17 protein-coding genes and 1 pseudogene are annotated in these 23,024 nt (G+C 70.0%); 9 read left to right on the plus strand and 9 right to left on the minus strand.

Annotated features, from left to right (window positions below; translation table 11 throughout):
* Position 1: 1 nt before the first annotated feature.
* The 3 genes from VFZ09_RS06815 to VFZ09_RS06825 all read right to left on the minus strand — a co-directional run bounded on the left by VFZ09_RS06815 (position 2) and on the right by VFZ09_RS06825 (position 4,037).
* Positions 2-370 (minus strand): Hpt domain-containing protein, encoded by a 369-nt coding sequence (locus tag VFZ09_RS06815; protein ID WP_329726667.1) that lies wholly within the window; start codon positions 368-370, stop codon positions 2-4.
* Between the two features lie 97 nt (positions 371-467).
* On the minus strand, positions 468-3,611 hold the full coding sequence (locus tag VFZ09_RS06820) for a hypothetical protein (RefSeq protein ID WP_329726668.1): 3,144 nt from the start codon (positions 3,609-3,611) through the stop codon (positions 468-470).
* 51 nt (positions 3,612-3,662) lie between these two features.
* On the minus strand, positions 3,663-4,037 hold the full coding sequence (locus tag VFZ09_RS06825) for a DUF488 domain-containing protein (protein ID WP_329726669.1): 375 nt from the start codon (positions 4,035-4,037) through the stop codon (positions 3,663-3,665).
* Between the two features lie 169 nt (positions 4,038-4,206).
* On the opposite strand from VFZ09_RS06825, the gene VFZ09_RS06830 reads away from it, so the two are divergent.
* The 3 genes from VFZ09_RS06830 (at position 4,207) to VFZ09_RS06840 (ending at position 9,464) form a co-directional block, all read left to right on the plus strand.
* Positions 4,207-5,460, plus strand: a complete 1,254-nt coding sequence (locus VFZ09_RS06830; RefSeq protein WP_329726670.1) for an MFS transporter — start codon at positions 4,207-4,209, stop codon at positions 5,458-5,460.
* A 74-nt stretch (positions 5,461-5,534) separates the two neighbouring features.
* Positions 5,535-6,806, plus strand: coding sequence for an Ig-like domain-containing protein (locus VFZ09_RS06835; RefSeq protein ID WP_329726671.1), 1,272 nt, complete (start codon positions 5,535-5,537; stop codon positions 6,804-6,806).
* A gap of 1,095 nt (positions 6,807-7,901) precedes the next feature.
* Positions 7,902-9,464, plus strand: a complete 1,563-nt coding sequence (locus VFZ09_RS06840) for a hypothetical protein (RefSeq protein ID WP_329726672.1) — start codon at positions 7,902-7,904, stop codon at positions 9,462-9,464.
* 104 nt (positions 9,465-9,568) lie between these two features.
* Here the strand turns inward: VFZ09_RS06840 and VFZ09_RS06845 are convergent, their stop codons facing one another.
* Positions 9,569-9,949, minus strand: a complete 381-nt coding sequence (locus tag VFZ09_RS06845; RefSeq protein WP_329726757.1) for a hypothetical protein — start codon at positions 9,947-9,949, stop codon at positions 9,569-9,571.
* Here VFZ09_RS06845 and VFZ09_RS06850 point away from each other — a divergent pair.
* A pseudogene (locus VFZ09_RS06850) lies at positions 9,915-10,073 on the plus strand (site-specific integrase); the annotation flags it as partial. The gene VFZ09_RS06845 and the pseudogene VFZ09_RS06850 overlap by 35 nt on opposite strands.
* 125 nt (positions 10,074-10,198) lie before the next feature.
* Here VFZ09_RS06850 and VFZ09_RS06855 read toward each other — a convergent pair.
* A complete protein-coding gene (locus VFZ09_RS06855; protein WP_329726673.1) occupies positions 10,199-10,804 on the minus strand; it encodes a DUF488 domain-containing protein in 606 nt (201 codons plus the stop codon).
* A gap of 124 nt (positions 10,805-10,928) precedes the next feature.
* Positions 10,929-11,714 carry an SAM-dependent chlorinase/fluorinase gene (locus tag VFZ09_RS06860; protein ID WP_329726674.1) on the minus strand — a complete coding sequence of 262 codons (786 nt, stop codon included), beginning with the start codon at positions 11,712-11,714 and terminating at the stop codon, positions 10,929-10,931.
* A gap of 108 nt (positions 11,715-11,822) precedes the next feature.
* On the opposite strand from VFZ09_RS06860, the gene VFZ09_RS06865 reads away from it, so the two are divergent.
* The 3 genes from VFZ09_RS06865 (at position 11,823) to VFZ09_RS06875 (ending at position 14,237) form a co-directional block, all read left to right on the plus strand.
* Positions 11,823-12,833 (plus strand): FAD-dependent oxidoreductase, encoded by a 1,011-nt coding sequence (locus tag VFZ09_RS06865; protein ID WP_329726675.1) that lies wholly within the window; start codon positions 11,823-11,825, stop codon positions 12,831-12,833.
* Complete coding sequence (locus VFZ09_RS06870; RefSeq protein ID WP_329726676.1) at positions 12,823-13,215, plus strand: DUF2750 domain-containing protein; 393 nt, start codon at positions 12,823-12,825, stop codon at positions 13,213-13,215. The genes VFZ09_RS06865 and VFZ09_RS06870 overlap by 11 nt, the downstream gene beginning before the upstream one ends.
* A 140-nt stretch (positions 13,216-13,355) precedes the next feature.
* Positions 13,356-14,237, plus strand: a complete 882-nt coding sequence (locus VFZ09_RS06875; protein ID WP_329726677.1) for an OmpA family protein — start codon at positions 13,356-13,358, stop codon at positions 14,235-14,237.
* A 6-nt stretch (positions 14,238-14,243) separates the two neighbouring features.
* Here VFZ09_RS06875 and VFZ09_RS06880 read toward each other — a convergent pair whose 3' ends face one another.
* A complete protein-coding gene (locus VFZ09_RS06880; RefSeq protein ID WP_329726678.1) occupies positions 14,244-14,477 on the minus strand; it encodes a hypothetical protein in 234 nt (77 codons plus the stop codon).
* A gap of 251 nt (positions 14,478-14,728) precedes the next feature.
* Here VFZ09_RS06880 and VFZ09_RS06885 point away from each other — a divergent pair, with 251 nt between their 5' ends.
* A complete protein-coding gene (locus tag VFZ09_RS06885) occupies positions 14,729-17,263 on the plus strand; it encodes a kelch repeat-containing protein (protein ID WP_329726679.1) in 2,535 nt (844 codons plus the stop codon).
* Between the two features lie 77 nt (positions 17,264-17,340).
* On the opposite strand, the gene VFZ09_RS06890 is transcribed toward VFZ09_RS06885, so the two are convergent.
* A complete protein-coding gene (locus VFZ09_RS06890) occupies positions 17,341-17,766 on the minus strand; it encodes a zf-TFIIB domain-containing protein (RefSeq protein WP_329726680.1) in 426 nt (141 codons plus the stop codon).
* Between the two features lie 215 nt (positions 17,767-17,981).
* Here VFZ09_RS06890 and VFZ09_RS06895 point away from each other — a divergent pair, with 215 nt between their 5' ends.
* Positions 17,982-19,670, plus strand: coding sequence for an amidase (locus tag VFZ09_RS06895; RefSeq protein WP_329726681.1), 1,689 nt, complete (start codon positions 17,982-17,984; stop codon positions 19,668-19,670).
* 121 nt (positions 19,671-19,791) lie between these two features.
* On the opposite strand, the gene VFZ09_RS06900 is transcribed toward VFZ09_RS06895, so the two are convergent.
* Complete coding sequence (locus VFZ09_RS06900) at positions 19,792-22,989, minus strand: serine/threonine-protein kinase (RefSeq protein ID WP_329726682.1); 3,198 nt, start codon at positions 22,987-22,989, stop codon at positions 19,792-19,794.
* Positions 22,990-23,024: the final 35 nt, after the last annotated feature.

Genomic DNA, 23,024 nt, shown 5'->3' on the forward strand with positions numbered 1-23,024 from the left:
GTCACTCCTGGATGCCGAGCTGCATCATCAGCAGGGGCCGGGCCTCCACGTAGGCCTGCTCCATCTGGGCGAGCAGCGCCTCGGCGCCATCCAGGCTGGGGCCGCGCGCGAGGTTCTCCAGCGCCTTGCAGTGCTGGCGCACGCGCATCATCCCGAACATGCCGCTGCTCGTCGCCAGGCCGTGGGCCTCGCTCGCGAGCTGGTGGGCGTTCCTCGCGGCCAGCAGCTCCTTCATGCGGACGAGCCGCTGGGGCGTGCGCTCGAGGTACCCACGGGCCATGTCCGCCACCAGGTTGGGCGAGTCCTCGTCCTGAAGCACGCTCAACTTCTCCAGTTGCCGCACATCCATCGCGAGGACCTGCTGCTCCATAGGGCGCGCATTCTGCCCTACCTGCGTCGGGCGGAAAAAGCCCATGTGCGCCCCCGCCCTCCTTTCACTGCTCGTCCTCGCCCGCCCATGCGGGCCTTCACTGTGCGCGCTGTTTCAGGAGGGCCAGGCTCAGCTCGGCCTGCTTCAAGCGCATGAGCTCCCCGTAGGCCCACTGGTACTCGCCCACCTTCGGGTTGCTCGTCTCGACGATGGCCCGGTACCACGTCACCGCGTCCTCGTAGCGCCCCTCGGCCTGGGCCTCGAGGCCGAGGAAGTAGGGCAGCTCCTGGCGGTTCCTGGCCGTGGCCGCCGCCGCGATGACGGCCTGCTCGGGGATGAGGCCGAGCAGGTGGCGGCCCACCTGGTGGTAGAAGCCGGGGCGGTCCACCTCGAAGCGCTTGCGCAGCGCGGCCTGGTGCGCCGCGTCCGTGTCCCTCGCGCGGGTGCTCGCGGCCGCTCGCGTGAGCCAGACGTAGTCCGTCGTCTCCGCCGTGCCCTCCGCGAGGGGGATGACGTCCCAGAGCACCCCGTCCTCCTTCTCCCGGAAGGCGAACATGCTCAGCGGCTCGAGCAGGTTCTTCGGCACCCGGGTGCGCAGCCACGCCACCGCGTCCTTCTCCGACTTCCACTTCTTCAGGTAGCGGTACGCGTCCATGATCATCTCCAGCTTCTGGAGACCCGGGGCGTCGATCCGCGATTGCAGCTCGAAGGCGAGCTCGGGGTTGCCCGCGCGATTCACCTCGAGCGCGAGCTGGCTCAGCTCCATGGCCCCGATGCCCTTCTTCTGGAGCGCCTTGAACGCCTCCAGCCCCTCCTTCACCGGACGTTTGCCGAAGACGGCGGCGAAGCGAGCGCCAATGCTCCAGCGCCAGTCGATGCCCCGCAGGGAGCGCTGGGGGGACGCCAGGAGTCCGGCCGCTGCCTCGAGCTCACCGGTGCGCCACAGCACCTCGGCCATCAGGGTCAGGCTCTTCGGCCCCGGGTAGCGGCCGGCCGCGGCCTCCGCCAGCGAGAGGGCCCGCTTCTCCTCTCCGAGGTCCAGGGACAGCAGCGCCGCCTGCCGCATGGCACCGAACTGGTAGCTCTCCAGGGCCGGCTCCATCGCCGTCCACCCGGCCTGGGCGTTGCCCTCGAGCTGGTACATCCGGGCGAGCGTCGTGCGGGCGTTGATGCCCTGGAACCCTCCCGGATTCGGGTGCTGCGCCAGCCACTGCTCCACCACCCCGCGGGCCTCGCCGTAGCGTCCGTGCTTCTCGAGCAGCTCCACGCAGCCCGAGGTGAAGGTCCACTCGTCCCCGTGCGTGGCCAGCAAGGGAGCGAGCTTCGTCATCAGGGCCTCGGGCGGCACCGGCTGGGACTCCAGCAGATGCGCGAGCACCTGCTGCCGGATGCTTCCGTAGGTGTGGGGCGAGTCCAGCAGCGCTTGCAGCTTCGCGGAGTCCCGGTCGAGCCAGGCCACCCAGGCCCCGCTCTTGACCCCCTCCGTGGCCTCGAAGGTGGCGCGGTAGAGCTTCTCCGAGAGCACGATGTCGTACAGGGTGCCCCGGGCGATCTGCGCCAGGAAGAAGCGGTGCTCTGGCCGCGAGTCCATCCGGGCGGCGATGCGCCGGGCCATCGACGAGAGCGCCGGGTCCATCCAATCGGCGGCGTCCAGGAGCTCCTCGTACACGCGGAGGAGGGGGGCGGTGCCGAAGCTCTTCAGCTCCGTGAGGGACTGCATGAGCGAGGCCTCCACGCGCTGGCCGGACCCGGCGGCGACGAGCCGCGACATCCACTCCTGGAACTCCTTGCCCGCGGGCGTACCGCCGCTCCCGAGACTCTTCGAGAACGCGCCGGCGGCCTCGGCCGAGGCGAACGAGTCGAGGAGGTGCAGCCCCAGGCGGTACTGCGCGGAGAAGAAGAGCCCCTGGAAGTAGGCGCGCTCCGTTCCGGCATCGAGGAAGAAGCCCTCGGTGTTGCCCACCAGGGCGAGCTGCTCCTCGAAGGCGGGGAGGATGCCCCGCTGCAGGAGGTTGAAGCGCTCGTGAAGCTGCTTCAACAGGCGCTCCATCTCCTGGCCCTTCGTCTTGCGGGCCCCCTTCCTGGCGGGCGCGCGCTCCTCCGCGTCGGTCCGCCCGGTGGCCGCGGCCATCTCGCGCAGCACGAGCGGCGGGAGGCTCATGCCCAGGGTGCGATCCAGATCGAACTCTCTGCCGTGTAGCAGGGCGGTGAGCTCGTGGATGGCGGTGTGCGGGTCGAGCTCGATCTTGCTCAACCGGCGCGAGCGCTCCGTGAGGCCCACTTCCGACGCCCGGCGCAGCCACAGGTACCAGGCCAGCCCCTGCTGCTCCCTGGCGAGGGACTCGAGCCGGGCATCCTCCCGCAGGAAGTAGAGGCGCACGGGCGAGCCGGCGGAGAGCGTCTCCGCGAGCTGGCGCGCCGCCCGGTCATGGCCGAGGGCACTGGCGAGCAACGCCTGCTCCTGAGTGAGGGGCTCGCCCGTGACGACGCGCGCCAGGGCCAGGTGCGCCAGGGCGCGGGCGGGGACCTCATCGGCCGTCCCGGTCAGGTCCACCAGTTGGAAGGCGAGCGACACCAGGGCCCGGGTTCCCTCCCGCACCGAGGACACACTCCGCTTGCCAGCCGCCCAGTCCCGGTCGTGCTGGTGCAGCACGTCGATCGCCGCCCGTCCGAGCGGGAGCGTGTCGCCGGAGACGTTTCCCGCCACCTGCTGGGCGAGCTTCTTCATCCGCCGGGAGCCGCGCTTGCCGGACTTGGGGGCGGGCTTCTTCTTCGGGGGAGGGGAGGGCGGCGTGGGCGTGGCGGTGTCCGCGCCCTTCTGGAGGTCGAGCTTCTCCGTGCCGAGCTGACGGGCCCGGGCCTCGAGCAGCGCGAGGGCCTGGGGGAAGTCGGGGAACTCGGGCAGCGAGCCCACCTCGGTGCCGTTGCTCAGGAGGTGCCACTGGCCTTCCTGGAAGCGTGCCTCCACCTTGGGCGCGGGCTGTCCGGTGAGGAGCTGCTCGAGGAGGGCGAGCGCGCGGGTGAAGCGTGCATCCGGCGTGAGCCGGTAGGCCTGTTCATACGCGGTCCGGAAACCCGTGAGGCTGTCTGCCTTGGCGATGTCCGCGTCCCGGGCGACCTGGAGTGGGCGTCCCGCGGGACGGGGCGGAGGCGTCTCGGCGTCTTTCGAGCAGGCATTGGACGCGACTCCCAGACACATCAGGAGCGCGAGGGAGCGGGAAGGGCGTGGGCGAGTGTTCATGGGGATTCGTGGCGTGGCGTGCGGGTGGCGTGACGCGGAGCGCGCGGGGGCTCACTTCGCCCGGGCGGCCTCGATGAGCTCGGCGAGGAGGGTGCGGTGGCACGCCTTGTCGATGATGCAGTCCTTGGAGCACATCAGCGTGAGCGTCTCTCCCCGGTCCACGCGGGCCGCGAGCTCCGCGATGGTGTCCCGCTGGGACTCCATCTCGCGCACGTAGCGCTCGCGGTACTCGTCGAGCGAGATGGGCGTCTGGCCCTTGCCCTGGAAGGCGGCGAGCAGCGGCGGACTGGGACCCAGGTCCTTCATCCACACGTCCCACGTCTCCTTGGCCTTGGGGAGCGCGCGAGGACGGAAGCGGCAGATCAGGATGCGCAGTCCGTCATCGGGCTCCCCGGGCACGCACCAGCGGCGGGTCTTGATCGGCATTCTCCGAAAACACTAGCACGGCCCCCGGTCATCCCAGCCACGGGCGCCCGCTCGCTCCGCTGCACACGGGCCAGGCGCCTCGCCTTCCATGTAGCCACCGTTGATGCGGCGGGGGGGCGCTTTCCTGCTGAGGTATGGTGGGTCTCCCCCCGCCCGTGCGCGAACCTCCATGACCTCCACCGTGGCCACCGCCCCCGCTGAATCGAGCGCGCTCCGCGCCCCGGGCTTCCGGACCTTCCTCATCACGTTCCTGTTGGCGATGATGGCCGACAACATCGAGCACGTGATCAGCTACTGGGTGGCGTTCCAGAAGTTCCACTCACCGGCGCTGGGTGGGTTCGCGGTGGTGTCCCACTGGCTGCCCTTCTTGATGTTCTCGGTGCCGGTGGGCGCGCTCAATGACCGGTTCGATTCCAGGCGCCTCATCCAGGCCGGCATGGTGCTCTTCATCACCGCCTCCGTGGGGTGGGGATACTTCTTCGTCACGGACACCTTGCGGGTGCGGCACGCGATGCTCCTCCTCACCCTCCACGGCTGCGCGGGCGTGCTCTGGGGCACCTCCAGCCAGATGTTGCTCTACGACATCGTGGGCCCGAGCCACCTGGCCAGCGCGGTGCGCCTGAACGCGACGGCCCGGTACCTCGGTTTCCTGGTGGGCCCTGGCGTGGGCAGCCTCGTCATGCGGTTGTTCGGGCCGACCTGGGGCATCTTCATCAACACGGTGTTCTATCTGCCCCTCCTGCTCTGGCTGGTGCGCGCACCGTATGGCCGGCACTTCCGCGGGGCGGCGCCAGGCGCGAGGCGGGCCGTCCGGGGCTTCGCCGACATCGTCCAGACCCTTCGCGACGTGCGCGGGATACCCGTGGTCGCGGCCATGGTGTTGCTGGCGGGGGCGGCCTCCTTCTTCATCGGCAACAGCTACCATGCGCAGATGCCGGGCTTCGCCCATGACCTGGGCCATGGGGACCCCGGCCTGACCTATACGCTCCTGCTGGGAGCGGATGCGGCCGGAGCGCTGCTCGCGGGCATCCTGCTCGAGACGCGCGGCAACTGGCTGCGGATGGCGCCCGCTTCCGCGATGAAGCTCGCCTTCCTGTGGGGCTGCTCGCTCTTCACGTTCTCGTTCATGCGCTGGTATCCGGCGGCCATCTGCGTGCTGTTCCTGGCCGGATTCCTCGAGCTCTCCTTCAGCAGCATGACCCAGGCGCTCGTGCAGCTGAACGCGCCGGACGCCATCCGAGGCCGCGTGCTGGGGCTCTTCAGCATGTCGGCCTCCGGCCTGCGGGCGTTCAGCGGCGTGACCGTGGGTCTCCTGGGGAGCCTGACCAACCCCCACGTGTCGCTCGCGCTGTCCGCCCTGGCCTTCGTGACGGTGGCTGGATTGCTGCTGCTGCGCCGGACCCAGCAGGGCGGTGTGGCGTGAATACCCTGCGCGCGACGCTTGCCCATCCCGAGACATGCCCGAGCCAGTCCTGCCGGGCATGCGATAGTCGTCCCATGAAAGCACTTCGGCTCGTCGTGGGATGTCTTGTCTTGGGGATGATGGGGTGTGGGGGGGATGCGGATTCCGTTGCGCCGGTGAATGTCCGGGTGGTGGAGGGCGTGACGGCGGGAGAGGGCGTCTCGGGCTCGCGGGTCCTCCGGGCCACCGCCGAGGACAACTCGGGCACGGTGGCCCGGGTGGAGTTCCTCGTCTCTGGCGCGTCGGCGTGCGTGGACGCCACCGCGCGGAGCTCCGGTTCGACGTTCTCGTGCACCTGGGACGCGTCCAGCACACCCCCGGGGAGCCACCAGCTCACCGTGAAGGCCCAGGACGCCGCGGGCAACAGCACCGTCTCCGCCCCCATCTCCTTCACCGTCCTGCCGCCCAACCGCGCCCCCACGCTCGGACCGGTGGCCTCGACGCAGACGACCCTCAATGAGGGCTCCACCGCGAGCCTCTCGGTGACGGCCACGGATCCCGATGGCGACACGCTCACCTATTCCTGGACCCAGAGCCCGTTCTCGCCCCTGGGGACGTTCGCCGAGGGGAGCAGCTCCACCGCCTCGTGGACCGCGCCGTTCATCTCCAGCAACACGACCTTCGTGCTGAAGGTGACGGTCTCGGACGGGAAGGGGGGCTCGGCGCAGGGCACGGTGTCGGTCACCGTGGTGAACGTCCCCGCCCTCAACCAGGCGCCCATCGTGGACGCGGCCATCAGCGTGGACACCCAGGGGCTCGTCGCGGGCAAGGTGCTCCCCGTCTACATCTCCGCGAGGGATCCGGATGGGGATCCGCTCACCTATTCCTGGACGACGGAGCCGGGCGGAGCGGGGACCTTCACCCGCCCGAACCAGGCCTCCGCCGAGTGGCGCTCGGGGGAGCTCGACAAGCCCGCCGCCTATACCCTGAAGGTCACCGTGTCCGATGGCTCCCGTTCGGAGACACGTTCGGTGAACGTGGAGGTGGGCGTTCCCTTGTATGCCCGGGATATCGAGCCCATCTGGAGCGCGAAGTGCTCGGACTGCCACAACGAGCATGGCTCCGAGGGGCTGAACCTGCAGGCGGGCAAGTCGCATGCCTCGCTGATGGCGGCGGGGGTGGGGCAGTGTGCCGCGGGCCCCCGGGTCACGCCCGGCCGCCCCGACGAGTCCCTGCTGGTGACGCGCATCAGCGGCGATGCGTGCGGCCGCCGGATGCCCATGGGCGATTCCGACTATTTCGATCTCAACCCGGGAGAGCTCACGCAGATCCGCTCGTGGATCCTCGCGGGCGCGCTCGACAATTAGTGGCAGCATCGCGTGTGCCTACACGGTTGTCTCCCATGAAACTCCAGACGCGCATCAGCGAGAGCTTCTCCGTCCCCGGCTTCGAGCCAGTTCCCGCGTGGGACGCGAAACGCGGCGACGAGCAGGTGCTGCACTTCGAGTCCTCCGGAACAGAAGAATCCGGCGCGCTTCCTCGAGGCCCAGATCCGGGCGGCCCCCGAGCGGCCCGCGCCCTACCTGGCGCTGCACGAGCACTACCTTCAGCTCCGCGACCCGGCCCGGGCCTTCCTATGGCTCGGGCTGGGCAAGCTCAGGGCCGAGGGGCGCGCCCACCTCGCCAAGGAGAAGCTGGAGGCGGCATGCAGCCTGAATCCGAAGCTCCCGGGGCTCGCCGCCGCGCTGCGCGAAGTCGACGCGGCGCTCTCTCCACGGACTCCAAAGCGCCGCGCCTGAACGTACGCCCAGCAGGCATGGTGTTGCGCCAGAGCGGCTCAGGGCGTACCGGCGGCGAGCAGCTCCGTGGTCTGCGCGCGGCTCCAGGTTGCCACGGTATCGACGAGCGTGCGGAGCCACTCACCGGCATCCTCGGTACAAACGCGGGCTCACACGACTCTCCGTAACACGTGGCCGACTCGGTGCCTGTTGCTCCATCTGGAGGCGGCGGGAATCGAACCCGTGAACAAGGCGATGGAAAACCCTAAGCAGGACGCGCTGTTACCCGCTATTGCCTTGATTCTCCTGGGGTTCGTCATCCCGACCCGTCCCACCCCGTTCCCTCGTGTTCCGCCCCTTTCCCCGCTGGCGGGGCACACTGGGGGCACATGCGGCCCCACAGGGTCAACCCGCTCACCGACGCAAGCGGCCCGAGTTCCCCAGTCTCGCCAGCCAAGAGGTCCAGGCCCCTGCCATACACCTGAGGGGAGCGCGGCCTGGGCAGCGTGCCTACGGTTCTGGCGCTGTCTGTTTCCCGGAATGTATGATTTTGGGCCATGTGGCCGCGGCGCTGGAGGGTCCCGTCCACACATGAAAGGGGCTGTCATGTCTGGATGGATGGGAATCGTGGCTCGGCGAAGCAGGGAACTGTGCGTGGTCCTCGGGTTGTTGGGTCCATGTGCCATGGCACAACAGGGGGTCTCGTCCGCCCAGTTGAAACCCGGCAGCGCCGAGCACTCCCAGGCAGACAGTGGCGCTCGCCCGGACGAGCGCCGCACCGCCGCCATCCACGAGAAGGCGTGCGAGGGCGGGAGTGTCTCGGCGTGCCATGAGCTTGGCCTGCTCCACATGAAGGGACAGGGGGTCGCTCGAGACATGCGCCGTGCTGCGGTGCTGTTCGAGAAGGCGTGCGAGGGCGGAAATGCTCCGGCTTGCAGCGCGCTCGGCGATCAACTCGCGGATGGCCTTGGCGTACCCAAGGACGAGCGCCGCGCCGTCGTCCTCTACGAGAAGGCTTGTGAGGGCGGGTTCGCCATGGCTTGCAACGGTCTCGGCGTGCACTACGAGAAGGGCATTGGCGTGCCCAAGGACGAGGGCCGCGCTGTCGTCCTCTACGAGAAGGCTTGTGAGGGCGGGTTCGCCATGGCTTGCAACAACCTCGGTCTGTCCTATCTGGTTGGCCGTGGTGTGCCCAAGGACGAGGGCCGCGCCGTCGTCCTCCACGAGAAGGCTTGTGAGGGCGGCTCCTCCACGGGTTGCAGCAACCTTGGCCTGCAATACGCGCATGGCACCGGCGTGCCCAAGGACGAGCGCCGCGCCACCGTCCTGCTCGAGAAGGCGTGCGGGGGCGGGCATGTCCCGTCTTGCAGCTACCTCGGCGTCTTCCTCTCGGAGGGCCTTGGCGTACCCAAGGACGAGCGCCGCGCCGCCGTCCTCCACGAGAAGGCGTGCAAGGACGGGTTTGTCCCGGCTTGCAACGATCTCGGCCGCCTCCTCGCGGATGGCCGCGGCATGCCCAAGGACGAGCGCCGCGCCATCGCACTCTATGAGAAGGCGTGCGAGGACGGGTCTGTCATGGCATGCCACAATTTCGGCAATCACCTCGCGGATGGCCGCGGCGTGCCTAAGGACAAGCGCCGCGCCTTCGCACTCTTTGAGAAGGCCTGTAAGGGCGGGGTCACCCCGTCGTGCAAGTACCTCAAAGAGTGGGAGCAGGGGGGAGCCCAGGACAAGCCGCGCGAGGCGGCCTCGCCCACGACCGTCTTCGATGTGGTGCTCACCTCCGCCACGCGGCAGGCCATGCGGGTTGCCGCCAAGAAGGAAGGCGCGGTGTCAGAGCGCGAGGACGACGCCTATTGGTACGACCTCTACTCGGCCAAGGGTCTGATCGATGGCGCCGAGAAGCTCCGGGTGGGCTACGTCTCCGCCACGGGTCGGTTGGCGGTCTTCGAGTACGAGTTCCCCTCCTCCCTGGACACCGAGCAGGTCGGTCGGATCTCCTCCATGGTCCAGGCGAAGTACGGAGCACCGACCTCCAAGCAAGGGGACATCGGCCTCGGGAAGGTGGTGCATACTTGGTCGCGGCAGGATGGAGTGATCATCACCGTCTCCCGTGGCTGGCCCTCCACCACGACCTTCCTGACCTTCTCGGTTCCCGCCGCGAAGCACGCCATGGATGCTGAGTTCGAAGCGAACAAGAAGGCAGAGGCCGAGAAGCAGAGCAAGAAGAGCTCCAAGGCGTTCTGAGGCTCGCTTCGGCGACATGAAGACCACGGGGCGCCAGACCTTCGCCTGACGCCCTGTTTCAACGCCCGGCCATGGACTCGGACCACGGACCGGGGGCCGGGAACTCAGGAGCCGCAGTCCGTCGAGCAGTATCCATACTCGTGGGCCAAGCAGTCCCTATCCCCACAGTAGTCGTAGTCCTCCGCACAGCGCTCGTTCCAGTTGCAGAACCCGTCACCGCACGGCTGGCAGTCGGCGTTGCAGATGCCGTCCTCCCCCGCGTCGCACACGCCGTCGCCGCAAATGGTGCAACGGTCGTCGATGGTGCCATTGCAGTCGTTGTCCAGACCATCGCCGCAGACCTCGACCTGTGTCCCCGTGGTGTCGGAGCAGGCGCCATGGCACTGGACGATGCCCTCGTGGCAGCCGTCTCCGTCCACGCCGTCGCAGCTCTGGCCCGTCCCGGCGACACAGGCGCTCCAGGAACTGATGGGGCACGCTACCATTGAGATGACGGAGCGCTACGCGCACCTGTCCCCTGAGGTACGGGCGAGCGCCGTGCAGCAGCTCGACCTTCCTGTGCCCCAGCTCCAAGCTGCTCCGGCCAGAAGCGCCGAAGGGGCACACTGAGGGCACATGCGGAAACGAGGGCAAAGAAAAAGCCCAGCAACCCCTCGGGATTGCTGAGCTTCTGAGTGTGGAGGCGGCGGGAATCGAAGACGCCGCCGATGGCTTCCGGCCAGGTCGCTCTTCCGTTACACCGACGAAGGGCTGGAGGAGGAGCGTCGATGCTCCTCTTCCCGGTCTCCCGGATAGAGCACTTGTCTGCCGTGGAGCACCGCGAAGGGCGTGAGCTTGTGCGGCTCGGCGCGGGTGCGGCTGGTGATGTGCCGCGCCTCCACGCCCCGCGCGTACAGCGCGTCCGCCACCAGCGAGCGGTGGCACCTCCAGCGCACCGCCTCGGCGCACATGAGCGCAAGGGGGCCGTCTGGCGTCAGTTCTCGTAGCTCCTCGAGTCCCCGTGCGAACTCGTCCGTCTGCATGTAGTCCGCGTAGCCTCGGAAGCTGGTGTTGCGCCACGCCGTGTTGGGCGAGTCCTTGCTCGTGCGCCTCAGCCCTCCGAGCCTCGGCAGGTGCACGTACCGGATGTCCGCCTTCGCGAGCGTCCGCGGCAGCGTGTCCTGGTTGAACTGCGGATTCGTCCGCGAGCGCGGCACCGTGCGGATGTCCACCAGCGTCTGGATTCCGTGCGCCTGGAGCAGCTCCACCAGCTCCTCCGCCGAGCGCGTCGAGTGGCCCACCGTGTAGATGCTCGCTCTGGCCCAGCCTGGGGCCTTTCGTTTCGGCCGCTCCGTGCTCATCGCGGGCATTCCCCTGGGGGGAAGCCTGGGCACGGGGATGAACGGTGGGAAGCAGGCACCCTCACCCTGACCCTCTCCCGGAGGGAGAGGGGGCGTTCCACCGTGGGCTCTCAGGGGGCTTGCTTCAACGCGGCTCGATGCGCACTCGCGCTCCCCGGCCTGTCTCCAATTCCTTCGCCGCGCTGCCGTCCCTCACCGAGACCTCCAGCAATCCCGCGCTCCCCACCAGGGAGAGGGGTTTCCCCGCTGGCACTGCCTGGTAGTGCGCGTGCGGCGCGTCCTCGATGATCGTGCTCCCCACGTGCACCCGGAAGCGCGCCGGCAACACCGCCCCCGGCAGGTTCGTGATGAGGTTGCCGTAGGTGTCCACGTGCACCACCTCGCCCACCGGGCATCCGTCCTCCTCCCCCGGCTTCGGGAATGAGATCGGCCGCTCCAGGTCCTTCAGCTCCCGGCCGAGCTTCTCCAGTGGGACGCCCGCCGCCAGGTGCCCCACCACCGGCGCGAACACATCCCGCCCGTGAAATGTCCTCGACTGCCTCGGGCCCCAGTACGCGGACTCCGTCAGCTCCACCGCCGCCGCCAGTCCCCCGAGCTGCTCCAGCGCCGGCACCAGCAGTCCGTTGTCCGGCCCCACCAGCACGTCTCCCCGCCGCGTCCTCGCCGCCACGGCGCGCCGTGTCGAGCCCACTCCTGGATCCACCACCGCCAGGTGCAGCGAGCCCTCGGGAAAGGCCTCCACCGCGCTCCACAGCAGGAAGGCTCCGCCCCTCACGTCCTGTGCGGGCACCTCGTGCGTCAGGTCCACGAGGCTCGCCCCCGGACATACCCGGAGTAGTGCCGCCTTCATCTGGCCCACGTAGGTGTCCTTCACGCCGAAGTCCGTCAACAGGCTGATGAGTGGAGGCATCGCTCCCGGAGGATAGCCGCACCGCCCCGGTTCCGGGATTCAGTGGGGGGGGCATTCACTTCACCAGCCTCGTCCGCATAGAACATGGGGTTGTCCCCCCGGTCTCCCATGCGCGTCGTCATCCTTGGCTGTGGAGTCTCTGGCCTGTCCTGCGGTGTCCGGCTTCTCGAAGCCGGGCACGCGGTGGAGATTTGGGCGCGCGAGCTGCCTCCCCACACCACGTCCGATATCGCGGCGGCCGTCTGGTACCCGTACCTCGCCTTCCCCCAGGAGCGTGTCACCGCCTGGGGCGCCCGCACCCTCGAGGAGCTGTGCGTCCTCGCCGCGCACCCCGAGACCGGTGTGCGGCGCGTCCTCGGCACGGAGCTGCTGCTCTGGCCCGCTCCCGATCCGTGGTGGGCCTCCAGCGTGCCCGGCTTCCGCCACGCCACCGCGTCCGAGCTGCTCCCGGGCTTCGTCGACGGTTTCGTCTTCGAGGCCCCCGTCATCGACATGCGGCGCTACCTCCCGTACCTCCTGGCGCGCTTCCGCCGGCTCGGGGGCTCCATCGTCCAGCGCGAGGTGCGCTCGCTCGACGAGGCCTGGGCGGTGGCTCCGCTGGTCGTCAATTGCACCGGCCTCGGGTCGCGCACCCTCCTGGGTGACGCGTCGCTCTACCCGATCCGCGGCGAGGTGCTCCGCGTGGCGCCGCTCCCCCTCGAGCGCTTCCTCCTCGACGAGCAGGACGAGGCGCGGGGCATGACGTACCTCATTCCCCGCATCGACGACTGCATCCTCGGCGGCACCTCCGTGAAGGGGAGCGCTTCCCTGGCGCCGGACCCCTCGCAGGCCGAGGCCATCCTCGCGCGCGCGGCGCGGCTGCTGCCCGCGGGCACCCGCCTCCACGTGTTGCAGCACCTCGTGGGGCTGCGGCCCGGACGGCCCGCCGTGCGCCTCGAGCTGGAGCAGGTGGAGGGACGTCACGTCCTCCACAACTACGGACATGGTGGTGCGGGCGTGACACTCTCCTGGGGCTGCGCCGAGGAGGTGGCCGCGCTCGCGGGCCAGTTGACCGATGGCGTGCCCCATGTCGGACCGGCCCACCATCCTTCGAGCATTGGGAGGACCCATGGAAAGTGAGCAGAGCCAGGATCGGATGCAGGCCGTGCTGCGGTTGCCCGCGGCCCGCCGCTATGCGTACTTCCTCCAGCGCGTGGCCGAGTCCGGCGAGGTCTGGGGGCTCGATGGCGAGGGCTGGGCGCTCGCGCTCGACGACTCCGGGCGGGACGTGCTGCCGCTCTGGCCCACGCCCGAGTTCGCCGCCATGTGCGCCACCCGGCTGTGGTCCGGCTTCCAGCCTCGCGCCATCAAGCTCCAGGAGCTGCTGGAGAACGTGCTGCCCCAGCTCGAGGAGGAGGGCATGCCCGTGGGCATCTTCTTCACGCCGGAAGGGCAGGGGCACCCGGTGTCGGCGCGTGAGCTCATCGACGCGCTGAGCACCCCGAGCGGCTCGCTGGCCTGAAACTTCGCGACCCGGGCTGTAACCGGACGGCGTGGAGCGGGACTCGCGCTCCGCCATCGGTGCAACGTTGCACCTCCAGATACCTGCGCGTACCTGCAACGCCTTGAGGCGCACCGGGCGGGGCCTCTAGCTTGCGCGCCATGCCTGGAGATTCCGACAAGACGGTGTTCGCGAAGGGAATGGCCCCCCAGAACAAGGAGGGCGGTTCGAAGGCCTGGCTCCCGTGGCTGGTGACGGCGGTGGTGGCGCTGCTGGCCGGTGTGGCGGGCTACCTCGGTTACGGCGCGTATTCGATGCAGAAGGAGCGCGCGGAGGCGGCGGAGAAGTCGGCCGCGGAGGCCCGTGCGCGGACGGTGAGCACCGAGCAGGCGCGCAAGGCGCTGGAGGCGCAGCTGTCGCAGCAGCTCGCGGCGAAGGACCAGAAGCTCACGGCGCTCGAGGACGAGCGCACGCGCCTGTCCACCGAGCGCGAGCAGCTCCAGCTGGCGGTGCAGGAGAAGGACGCCGAGCTCGCCCGCCTCAAGGCCACCTATGAGGACATCGAGCAGAAGCTGAAGGCGGAGATCGCCGATGGGGAGATCCGCCTGTCGCAGGGCGAGGGCCGCATCCAGGTGGACCTGGTGGACAAGATCCTCTTCGACTCGGGCGAGGCGAGCCTGTCGCCGCGCGGCGGCGAGGTGCTGGCGCGGCTGGGCACGGTGCTGTCCAAGGTGGAGAACCGCTCCATCCTCGTGTCGGGCCACACGGATGACGCGCCGCCCTCGCAGCGGCTGGCGGCCACCTACCCGACGAACTGGGAGCTGTCGGTGGCGCGCGCGGTGAACGTGGTGCGCTTCCTCGGCGAGAAGGCCAGTGTTCCCCCGGGCAAGCTGGTGGCCGCGGGCCATGCGGACACGAAGCCCGTGGCCAGCAACGCCAACGCCAAGGGCCGCGCCCGCAACCGCCGCATCGAGATCCTCCTCATCCCGGATCTCCCCGCGGGCAAGCAGGGCGAGACGAAGACGGCCGCGGACGCGCGCTAGTCCGCGTCAGGGCGTGCTCGGACGGTGGGGCGGCTGCTTGTGCCTGGACAGGCGGAAGGAGACGACCGCGAAGGCCGCCGCCGCCACCACGGTCATCGCCACCCAGTACCAGAGCGCCGGGCTGTGGGTGACATACTGATCCACCTTCTGGCTGTCCCCCGGGGGACCCATCTGCGCGAGCGCCATCATCGGGGTGAGCAGCAACACGACCCAGGCCGGAATCATCTGTGAAGTCTTCATCGCCCCGGAAAGCTGAGCATCTGTCTGGAGGCGAACAAGCCGTGCGCCCGGTGCCGCCTGCCCGGTGCCCGAGAGTGCCAGCGGAGGCTTCGGGCCTCGCTGATTGCCGGGCCTCGCGGGGATTCCGTCTCTGCTCGTGAAGCGGTGGCGGGCCCCCCCTGTCCGTCCACCCCGATCGCTGGTGTACAAAGGCGCCGCTCGCCTGCTCCGGGTGTCTGGGAGCGGTGCGTGCGAACCCCCCGAGGTAACCCATGCGGTCTGAAATCCCCCCGAAGACCTGGAGCGGTCTGTGCTCCCGGATGCTGATGGCCCTGGGCGTGTGGTGGCTCGTGGGCTGTGGTGGCGGTGAGATGCCGGCGGACGTGAGCACGCGTCCCCAGGGGCTCGGCAGCACCCACAAGGTGCTCATCCTGGCGGCGTCGGTGACGGGGGGCTCCAACAGCGTGGAGGCGGTGGCCGCGCGGAGCCTGGGCTACACGGTGGACGTCGTCTCCGATGCCGCGTGGGCCGCGAAGGGCTCGGCGGACTTCGCGGGCTATCGCGCCATCATCCTGGGGGATGCCACGTGTGCTGGCAGCCTCGGGTTGATCTCCGCGGCCTCGAAGACCCGCGGCATCTGGGGCCCCGTGGTGGACGGCAACGTCATCATCGTGGGCACGGATCCCGTGTACCACTTCAAGGATCAGGTCACGAAGAACGCCGTCCAGTTCGCCACCGCGCAGGAGGGCAGGACGGGCGCCTATATCAACCTGAGCTGCTACTACCACGACACGGATCCTCGGACGCCGGTGCCGGTGCTGGAGCCCTTTGGCTCCTTCACCGTGACGGGGGTGGGTTGCTACGACGACGCCCACATGGTGGCCTCGCACCCGGCCCTGTCGGGCCTGACGGACACGCTGCTGTCCCGCTGGGCCTGCTCGGTGCACGAGGCCTTCGATTCCTTCCCGGCCGCCAACTTCACCCCGCTCGTCATCGCGAGGGACCCGGTGTACGGCGCGCGTCTGCCGGGCTCGCTGGACTTCGCGGATGGCTCGCACGGGGTGCCCTACATCCTGGCCCGCGGTGCCGTCCCCGTGCGCTGCGGCGATGGCGTGGTGCAGTACCCCGAGGAGTGTGACACCGGCCTCGGCAACGGCATGCCGGGCACGGCCTGCTCGTCCGTGTGCCGCCTGCACTGGTGCGGAGATGGCACGTTGGATCCGGGCGAGCAGTGCGATACCGGCGCGGCCAACGGCACCGGTGCGTGCAGCGCGTCCTGCCGGTCCGTGGCCGTCAACCGTGCACCGGTGGCGAAGTGCAAGGACGTGACGCTCCAGGCCGGCCCCACCTGCAGCGCCACCGTACCCTCCGTGAATGACGGCTCGTACGACCCAGATGGGGATTCGCTGCAGTGCACCCAGGGGCTCGTCGGCTCCCTGGGGCTGGGCTCGTACCTCGTGGGGTTGACCTGTCTGGACCCCGCGGGCCTGCTGTCGAGCTGCGCGGGGACGGTGACCGTCGTCGACGCCACGCCGCCGGCCGTGTCGCTGGTGGGGTATGCCTCGGAGACGCTCGAGTGCCGCACGCCCTACGTCGAGCCGGGTGCGGTGGCCATCGACTCGTGCTCCGGGGTCCTGTCCTCCGCGGTGACCGTGTCCGGCTCCATCAACACCCGCATGCCGGGCACGTACACCCTCACGTACTCGGCGAAGGATGGGGCCGGCAACGTGGGCAGCGCGACGCGGACGGTCACGGTCGTTCCGGGTGCCTCCGGCTCGTGCGAGGACCGGGGCGGCGGTTGGATTCCGACGGGCAGCATGGCCCTGCCACGGCTGCTGCACACCGCCACGCTGCTGGACGATGGCCGGGTGCTGGTGGCCGGTGGCTTCAACACCACGGCGGAGGTCTACAACCCGGAGGCCCGATCCTGGTCCGTCACGGGAAGCACGCTGGGCTCGCACCGGGGCCATACGGCCACGAAGCTGCGGGATGGCCGGGTGCTCATCGCGGGCGGCGGCGTGTGCCCCATCACCAACGCCACCGCCGAGCTGTACGTGCCCGCCCTGGGCAGGTGGACGCCCGCGGGAATTCTCAACACCCAGCGCTACCACCACGCCGCCGTCCTGCTGCCTGGCGGCAAGGTGCTCGTGGCCGGTGGCCGCGCGGGTGAGTACGACAGCGCCACGCTGGCCTCGGCCGAGCTGTATGACCCGGCCACCAACACCTGGTCCTCTACTGGAAGCCTGAACACGGCTCGGGCCTTCCACACCCTGACGCTGCTGCCCGGCGGCAAGGTGCTGGTGACGGGGGGCAGCGATGCCTCCGATGGACTCATCGCCTCCGCGGAGCTGTATGACCCGGCCACCGGGAAGTGGACGAGCGTGGGGACGATGGCCACGGGCCGCGCCTCGCACACCGCCACCCTGTTGCCGGGCGGCAAGGTGCTGGTCGCGGGCGGCTCGGGCACCGGCGTGGCGCCGAGCGCGTCCGCCGAGCTGTATGACCCCGCCACCGGCAACTGGTCAGCCACGGGCGGCATGGGCTCGCCGCGCCGGTTCCATACCGCCAACGTGCTTCCGGATGGCCGCGTGCTCATCGCCGGTGGCTACCACCCGGCCACGGGCATCCTGACCTCGTCCGAGCTGTATGACCCGGCCATGGGCAGGTGGAGCGTGACGGCCGCCATGAGCGTGGACCGCTACCAGCACACCGCGACCCTGCTCGGCAACGGCACGGTGCTCGTCGTGGGCGGCGTGAGCAACCACGACCAGTCGTCGGCGGAGTACTACGACCTGACGGCGCTCTGAGCTCGGAGGGGAGGCTCCGGCCGCGATGGGGAGCAACTGGTCCGATGGTCGGACCCGTTGGTACGCCGCGCGGCCGGTCAGAACAGGGAGCAGATCGCCTCGATGATGACGTAGAGCACGCCATCGCCCGCGACCTCTCCCACCGTTCCCAGCAAGGTCCCTGACTCTTCCGGACGGGACCCGGCGAGGACCTGGGACCCGCCTGGTGCGGAGAGCTGTCCCTGATGGGCGCTCCGCAGGGCCGTCAGCTCGTTCGCATCCAGCCACATGCCCGGACAGCGGGTGCAGATGTCCACCGTCTGTCCGTGGACCTCGAGCGGCACCATCCGGGAGGTACAGTCCGGACAGCGCAGCGAGGGCATCGGGCACACGTAGCAATGCTCCTGCTCGTCCGCCAGCAGGTGGACTCCCTGGGCACAGCGCCCCTCTCCGGCGGCCTCGGTGAGGCGCTTCGCCAGCCGGGCGAGGAGCGGCGCCAGGAAGTCACCTGCCTCCCGCGTCACATGGTGCCCCTTGCACCCCTGGCAGAACCCCAATGTCCCGTGCCGCGTCCGCATCCGGCGCAGGGTCGTATCTCGGCAACGCGGGCACCAGGCGTCTGGAGTCGGAGTGCTCACCCTCCCGAGTCTCGCACGGAAGGTGCGTGGGGTGCAGGAGCCAGGGGTGAAGGGGTCCGGGTTGTGGCCGGCCGCGTCCGCTGTTGTACTGAGCGCCCTCCATGAAGAAGCCCATTCCTTCCCCCGGAAACTCCCAGGGCCTGAGCCGCCGGACGTTCCTCGGTGGCGCCGCCGCCGCCAGCACGCTGGCCGCCCTGGATGTCCATGCACAGCCCTCTCCCGGCAACGCCGCGCCCGCGCCCGCTTCCGCGCCGCGCGCCGGCTCCTTCGAGCTCGAGGAGGCCACCGTCTCCGAGCTCCAGGCCGCCATGCAGTCGGGCCGGTACACCGCGCAGGGCCTCGCCGAGCGCTACCTCGCCCGCATCCAATCGCTGGACCGCGAGGGAGAGCTCCCGCTCAAGTCCGTCATCGAGCTGAATCCGGATGCGCTCGCCATCGCCACCGCGCTCGATGAGGAGCGCAAGGCGAAGGGGCCTCGCGGTCCGCTGCACGGCATTCCGGTCCTCATCAAGGACAACATCGGGACCGCCGACAAGATGCAGACCACCGCCGGCTCCCTCGCGCTCGTGGGCGCCGTCCCTTCCCGCGATGCCTTCGTGGTGGAGCGGCTGCGCGCCGCGGGTGCCGTCATCCTCGGCAAGACGAACCTCAGCGAGTGGGCCAACTTCCGCTCCACGCACTCCTCCAGCGGGTGGAGCGGGCGCGGCGGCCAGTGCCGCAATCCCTACGCCCTCGACCGCACGCCCTCGGGCTCCAGCTCGGGCTCCGGCGCCGCCACCGCCGCCAACTTCTGCGCCGTGTCCGTCGGCACCGAGACCGATGGCTCCATCGTCTCTCCGTCCGCGGCGAGCTCGCTCGTCGGGCTCAAGCCCACGCTCGGGCTCGTGAGCCGCTCGGGCATCATTCCGCTCTCGCACAGCCAGGACACCGCCGGCCCCATGGCCCGCTCCGTGGCGGATGCCGCCGCGCTTCTGGGCGTCCTCGCCGGTATCGACCCCACTGATGCGGTCACGGCTTCGAGCAAGGGCCACGCGCACGCGGACTACACGCGCTTCCTCGACCCCCATGGGCTGAAGGGGGCTCGCATCGGTGTGCCGCGCGAGCGTTTCTTCGGTTATCACCCCGCCACCGATGCGCTCGTCGCGCAGGCCCTCGAGCTCATGAAGGCCCAGGGTGCCGTCATCGTCGACGAGGCCCATATCCCCACCGCCTCGAAGACGGATGAGCCGGAGATGGAGGTGCTGCTCTACGAGTTCAAGGCCGACATCGAGGCCTACCTCGCCGGGCTCGGGGAGAGGACCCGGCTCAAGACGCTCGCGGACCTCATCCGCTTCAACGAGGAGCACCGCGACACCGAGCTCCCCTGGTTCGGCCAGGAGCTGTTCCTCCAGGCCCAGGAGAAGGGGCCCCTCACCGACAAGAAGTACCTCAAGGCCCTCGCCGCCTGCCGGAAGTTGTCGCGTGAGCAGGGCATCGATGCCGTCATGGCCAAGCACAAGCTCGATGCGCTCGTCGCTCCCACCCAGGCTCCTCCCGGGCTCATCGACCTGGTGAATGGCGACCACTGGCTCGGCAGCAGCTCCTCGCCCGCCGCTGTCGCGGGTTACCCGAGCATCACCGTCCCCGCTGGGTATGTGGCCGGACTGCCCGTGGGCCTGTCGTTCATCGGCCGCGCCTGGAGCGAGCCCGTGCTCCTGCGGCTCGCGTTCGCCTACGAGCAGGCCTCCAAGCATCGCCGCCCGCCGGCGTTCGCTCCGACGGCGGATCTGCGCCAGGTGGTCAAGGTGTAGGCGCTCGGGAGCACGGGCTCAACCTGGGGCCCTGATACCCTCACCCCGTCCCTCTCCCGAGGGGAGAGGGGTGGATGCGTGGGTGGGGGTGGATGCGTGGGTGACGGCCCTCACCCCCGCTTCACGGCGCCGTGGGTTGCGCCATGGCTCCCAGGGGCGGTGTCTTCGGCTCGTACCGCTTCAGCACCGCGTCCAGCTGCGCCAGCTCGTTCGCTCGCAGGATGGGTGTCCGCGCGTAGATCGCCCGCGCCGCCGCCGCCAGCTTCTGCACCCGCTCCAGCTGCTGCCCCGTGTTCCACAACGCCCGCGCCAGCGCGGATTGCACCAACGCCTGGTACTCCGGACGCCCCTTGTGGTTCCCGACGATCACCAGCGCCCGCTCCAGCAGCGGAATGGCCTCGCCCGTCCTGCCCAGCTTGCGCAGCGCCTCGCCCGTGCCCGCCAGCAGCAGCGCCCCCACCGGTGAATCCAGCTCCGTCGTCTTCTCGAAGAGCACCCGCACCTGCTCGAACAGCGCGAGTGCCTTCGCCGCCTGCCCCATCTCCAACAGGCTGTTGGCCACGTCCATCCGGATGAGCAACGTGTTGAAGTGATCGGCTCCCAGGAACCGCTCGCGCAGCTCCAACACCTGCTGGTGCAGCTTCAGGGCCTTGTCATGCTGGCCCCTCACCGTGTGCAGCGCCGCCAGTCCGTTCAACGCCTGCGTGTAGATGTGCTCCTGCTGCTGCGGATCCTTCTTCGTCAGCTCCAGCACCTGCTGGAATGTCTGCCGCGCCTGCCCCAGCCGCTCCAGCGCCATCTGCGCCTCGGCCACCCGCACCAGCGATTGCAGTGCGTCCGCGCTCTCCGGGCCCGTGAGCGTCCCGTACAGGCGCGCCGCTTCCTGGTAGTGCTCCAGCGCCTCGGCGTCCCGGCCCTGCTCGCTGTCCAGCTCGCCCGCCGACAGGTGGTAGTGCGCCCACTCCTCCGAGTTCGGCCGGAAGGCCCGCTTCACGATCTCCCGCACCCGGTCGAGGATGCGGCGCGCGTCCGCCAGCCGCCCCTGCATCACGTACGTGCTCGACAGGTTCATCATCGGCTGCACGAGGAACGGATGCAGCGGGCCCAGGTTCTGCTCTCCCACGGACACGAGCGACTCCAGGGCCCGCAGCGACTCGTCCATGCGGTCCAGGTTGCCCAGCGCCGCCAGCGAGTTGGTGGCGTAGCGCAGCGTCGTCGAGTGCGCCGGGCCCAGCGTCTGCTCCGCCAGCGCGAAGGCCTTGTCGAAGGACTCGTACGCCTCCGCGAAGTTGCCCTGCGCGTAGAAGGCCATGCCCCGGTTGTTGTGGTAGATGGCCCGCAGCTCCCCGTTCTCCCCCAGCCGGTCCAGCGAGGCCAGCGCGAAGGCCTGCCAGTGCTTCGCCTCTTCCTCCGGGCCCCGCTGGGCGTAGTAGCCCATCAGCCGCACCGCCGCCGCGGCGACGATGGTGTCGTGCCGGGAGGCGTGCGCCAGCCACAGCGCCTCGGTGAGCAGCGGGGGCACACCCTGGTTCTCCGCGGCGAGGATCTGCACCCACGCCTGCGTGAAGAGCGCCTCGGCGTGCACGGGCGAGTACCCCAGCGTGGGCGCCTTCTTCGCCACCTCCGTGGCCAGCTCCAGCGACTCCGGGAGCTTGCCGGCCGTGTTGAGCGCCTTGACGCGGGCCAGTTGCGCGCGGACCGTCTCCACCGCGCGGCGCGTATTCGCGTCCTCGGGCGGCTTCACCTCGGACATGAGCGCCTCCACGTCCGCGCAGCCCCACAGCCGCCGCAGCGAGCTGGTGGCGAAGATGGCCTTCTCCACCACCGTCTCGTCGGCGTCGGCGAAGACCTCGCTGAGCGCGGCCAGCTCCTGCCGCCGTCCCTCCAGGCACGCCATGCGCAAGGACATGACGTCCTCGGACTGCTCGCCCCGGATGCGGGTGGCCGCGCACGTGTCGTGGTGCATCTCCTGCCACTCGCGCGTGTACGCGTCGAGCGCCTCGCGCACGCGCACCCACGTGTCGCGCGCATAGTCCCGGCCCGTGGCGAAGAAGGCCTTCTCGATGGCCGCCTTGCGCGGCGCGTCCCAGATGCCCACCAGCTTCGCCGCGCCTCCCGTGCACAGCTGCGCCTGGCGCTGCTGCCAGGTCGTCCACGCCAGCACCGCCGAGCCCGTCACCAGCAGCCCCAACGCCGTGATGGCCAGCGCGCGGCGGCGCACCCGCGCCGGGTCCCTCTCCAGCACGGCCAGCAGCGCGTCCAGCGACGGGTAGCGCGCCTCCGGTGCCGTGTTCAACGCGCGCAGCAGGGCGCGGTTCACCCACGGCGGCACCTTGGAGTAGGGCGGCGGCGCGTGGATGCGCCCGGCCAGCACGTTCTCCCGGCGCTCGCCCGGGGACGTGCCCTCGAAGGGGCGCACGCCGTAGAGCGCCTCCCACAGCGACACGGCGAAGGAGAATTGATCACTCCGCGCGTCCGCCGTGGCGCCCCGGAACTGCTCCGGCGCCATGTAGGCCGGCGTGCCCAGCACCGCGCCCCGCTGCGTCAGGTTCAGCTCCAGCAGGCTGTGCGCCTTCACCGGGCTGGTGTCCGGAGCGGCGTCGGCGGCCTGCTCCGGAGGGGCGTTGTGCGGACGCGCCAGGCCGAAGTCCGTCACCCGGACGCGGCCGTCCTTGCCCACCAGCACGTTGGTGGGCTTGAAGTCCCGGTGCACCAGCCCCGCGGCGTGCGCGGCGGCCAGTCCCCGGCCCGCGGACAGGTAGGCCGTGAGCAGCTCCCGCCACGTCCTCGGCTTCTCCCGCTCCCACTGCAGCAGCGTCTGGCCGTCCACCAGCTCCATGGCCATGAAGACCTGGGACTCGTGCTGGTGCACGTCGTAGATGGCCACCACGTTGGGGTGTGACAGCCGGGCCATGGCCTGCGCCTCGCGCAACAGCCGCGCCCGTCCCGAGGACACCTCGGGGCCGCCGTCCACCTCTCCCGGCGGCAGCAGCTTCAGCGCCACCTTCCGGTCCAGCACCGAGTCGTAGGCGGCGTACACCATGCCCATGCCGCCTTCACCCAGCGGATCCAACACCACGTACCGGTCCAGGGGCGTGCCCCGGCCGAGCGTGGGGGCCTCGCCCGGGGCCCCACCAGGTGTCCCGTCAGGTACCCCAAGGGGTCGGGTACCCGCGGAAGACCCTGGTGCGTCCCTCGTGCCGATGTTCACCGTGCGCCGGTCGTCCATCACGACCGTGCGCCGGGGCTCCTCGGGCACGAGCGTGCGGCGCTCGTCGTTCACGAGCGTGCGGCGCTCTTTGTCATCGAAGGACGTCATGCGGCCTCGCTACCACGCAGCTCCCACGCAGAATG

The organism is Archangium sp. (assembly GCF_036277355.1).
Taxonomy (GTDB): domain Bacteria; phylum Myxococcota; class Myxococcia; order Myxococcales; family Myxococcaceae; genus Archangium.

Bases quoted from the DNA above. Each gene is read 5' to 3' on its own strand.
- VFZ09_RS06815 (WP_329726667.1), bottom strand. From the start codon at position 370: ATGGAGCAGCAGGTCCTCGCGATGGATGTGCGGCAACTGGAGAAGTTG.
- VFZ09_RS06820 (WP_329726668.1), bottom strand. From the start codon at position 3,611: ATGAACACTCGCCCACGCCCTTCCCGCTCCCTCGCGCTCCTGATGTGT.
- VFZ09_RS06825 (WP_329726669.1), bottom strand. From the start codon at position 4,037: ATGCCGATCAAGACCCGCCGCTGGTGCGTGCCCGGGGAGCCCGATGAC.
- VFZ09_RS06830 (WP_329726670.1), top strand. From the start codon at position 4,207: ATGACCTCCACCGTGGCCACCGCCCCCGCTGAATCGAGCGCGCTCCGC.
- VFZ09_RS06835 (WP_329726671.1), top strand. From the start codon at position 5,535: ATGAAAGCACTTCGGCTCGTCGTGGGATGTCTTGTCTTGGGGATGATG.
- VFZ09_RS06840 (WP_329726672.1), top strand. From the start codon at position 7,902: ATGGCACAACAGGGGGTCTCGTCCGCCCAGTTGAAACCCGGCAGCGCC.
- VFZ09_RS06845 (WP_329726757.1), bottom strand. From the start codon at position 9,949: ATGGTAGCGTGCCCCATCAGTTCCTGGAGCGCCTGTGTCGCCGGGACG.
- VFZ09_RS06855 (WP_329726673.1), bottom strand. From the start codon at position 10,804: ATGAGCACGGAGCGGCCGAAACGAAAGGCCCCAGGCTGGGCCAGAGCG.
- VFZ09_RS06860 (WP_329726674.1), bottom strand. From the start codon at position 11,714: ATGCCTCCACTCATCAGCCTGTTGACGGACTTCGGCGTGAAGGACACC.
- VFZ09_RS06865 (WP_329726675.1), top strand. From the start codon at position 11,823: ATGCGCGTCGTCATCCTTGGCTGTGGAGTCTCTGGCCTGTCCTGCGGT.
- VFZ09_RS06870 (WP_329726676.1), top strand. From the start codon at position 12,823: ATGGAAAGTGAGCAGAGCCAGGATCGGATGCAGGCCGTGCTGCGGTTG.
- VFZ09_RS06875 (WP_329726677.1), top strand. From the start codon at position 13,356: ATGCCTGGAGATTCCGACAAGACGGTGTTCGCGAAGGGAATGGCCCCC.
- VFZ09_RS06880 (WP_329726678.1), bottom strand. From the start codon at position 14,477: ATGAAGACTTCACAGATGATTCCGGCCTGGGTCGTGTTGCTGCTCACC.
- VFZ09_RS06885 (WP_329726679.1), top strand. From the start codon at position 14,729: ATGCGGTCTGAAATCCCCCCGAAGACCTGGAGCGGTCTGTGCTCCCGG.
- VFZ09_RS06895 (WP_329726681.1), top strand. From the start codon at position 17,982: ATGAAGAAGCCCATTCCTTCCCCCGGAAACTCCCAGGGCCTGAGCCGC.
- VFZ09_RS06900 (WP_329726682.1), bottom strand. From the start codon at position 22,989: ATGACGTCCTTCGATGACAAAGAGCGCCGCACGCTCGTGAACGACGAG.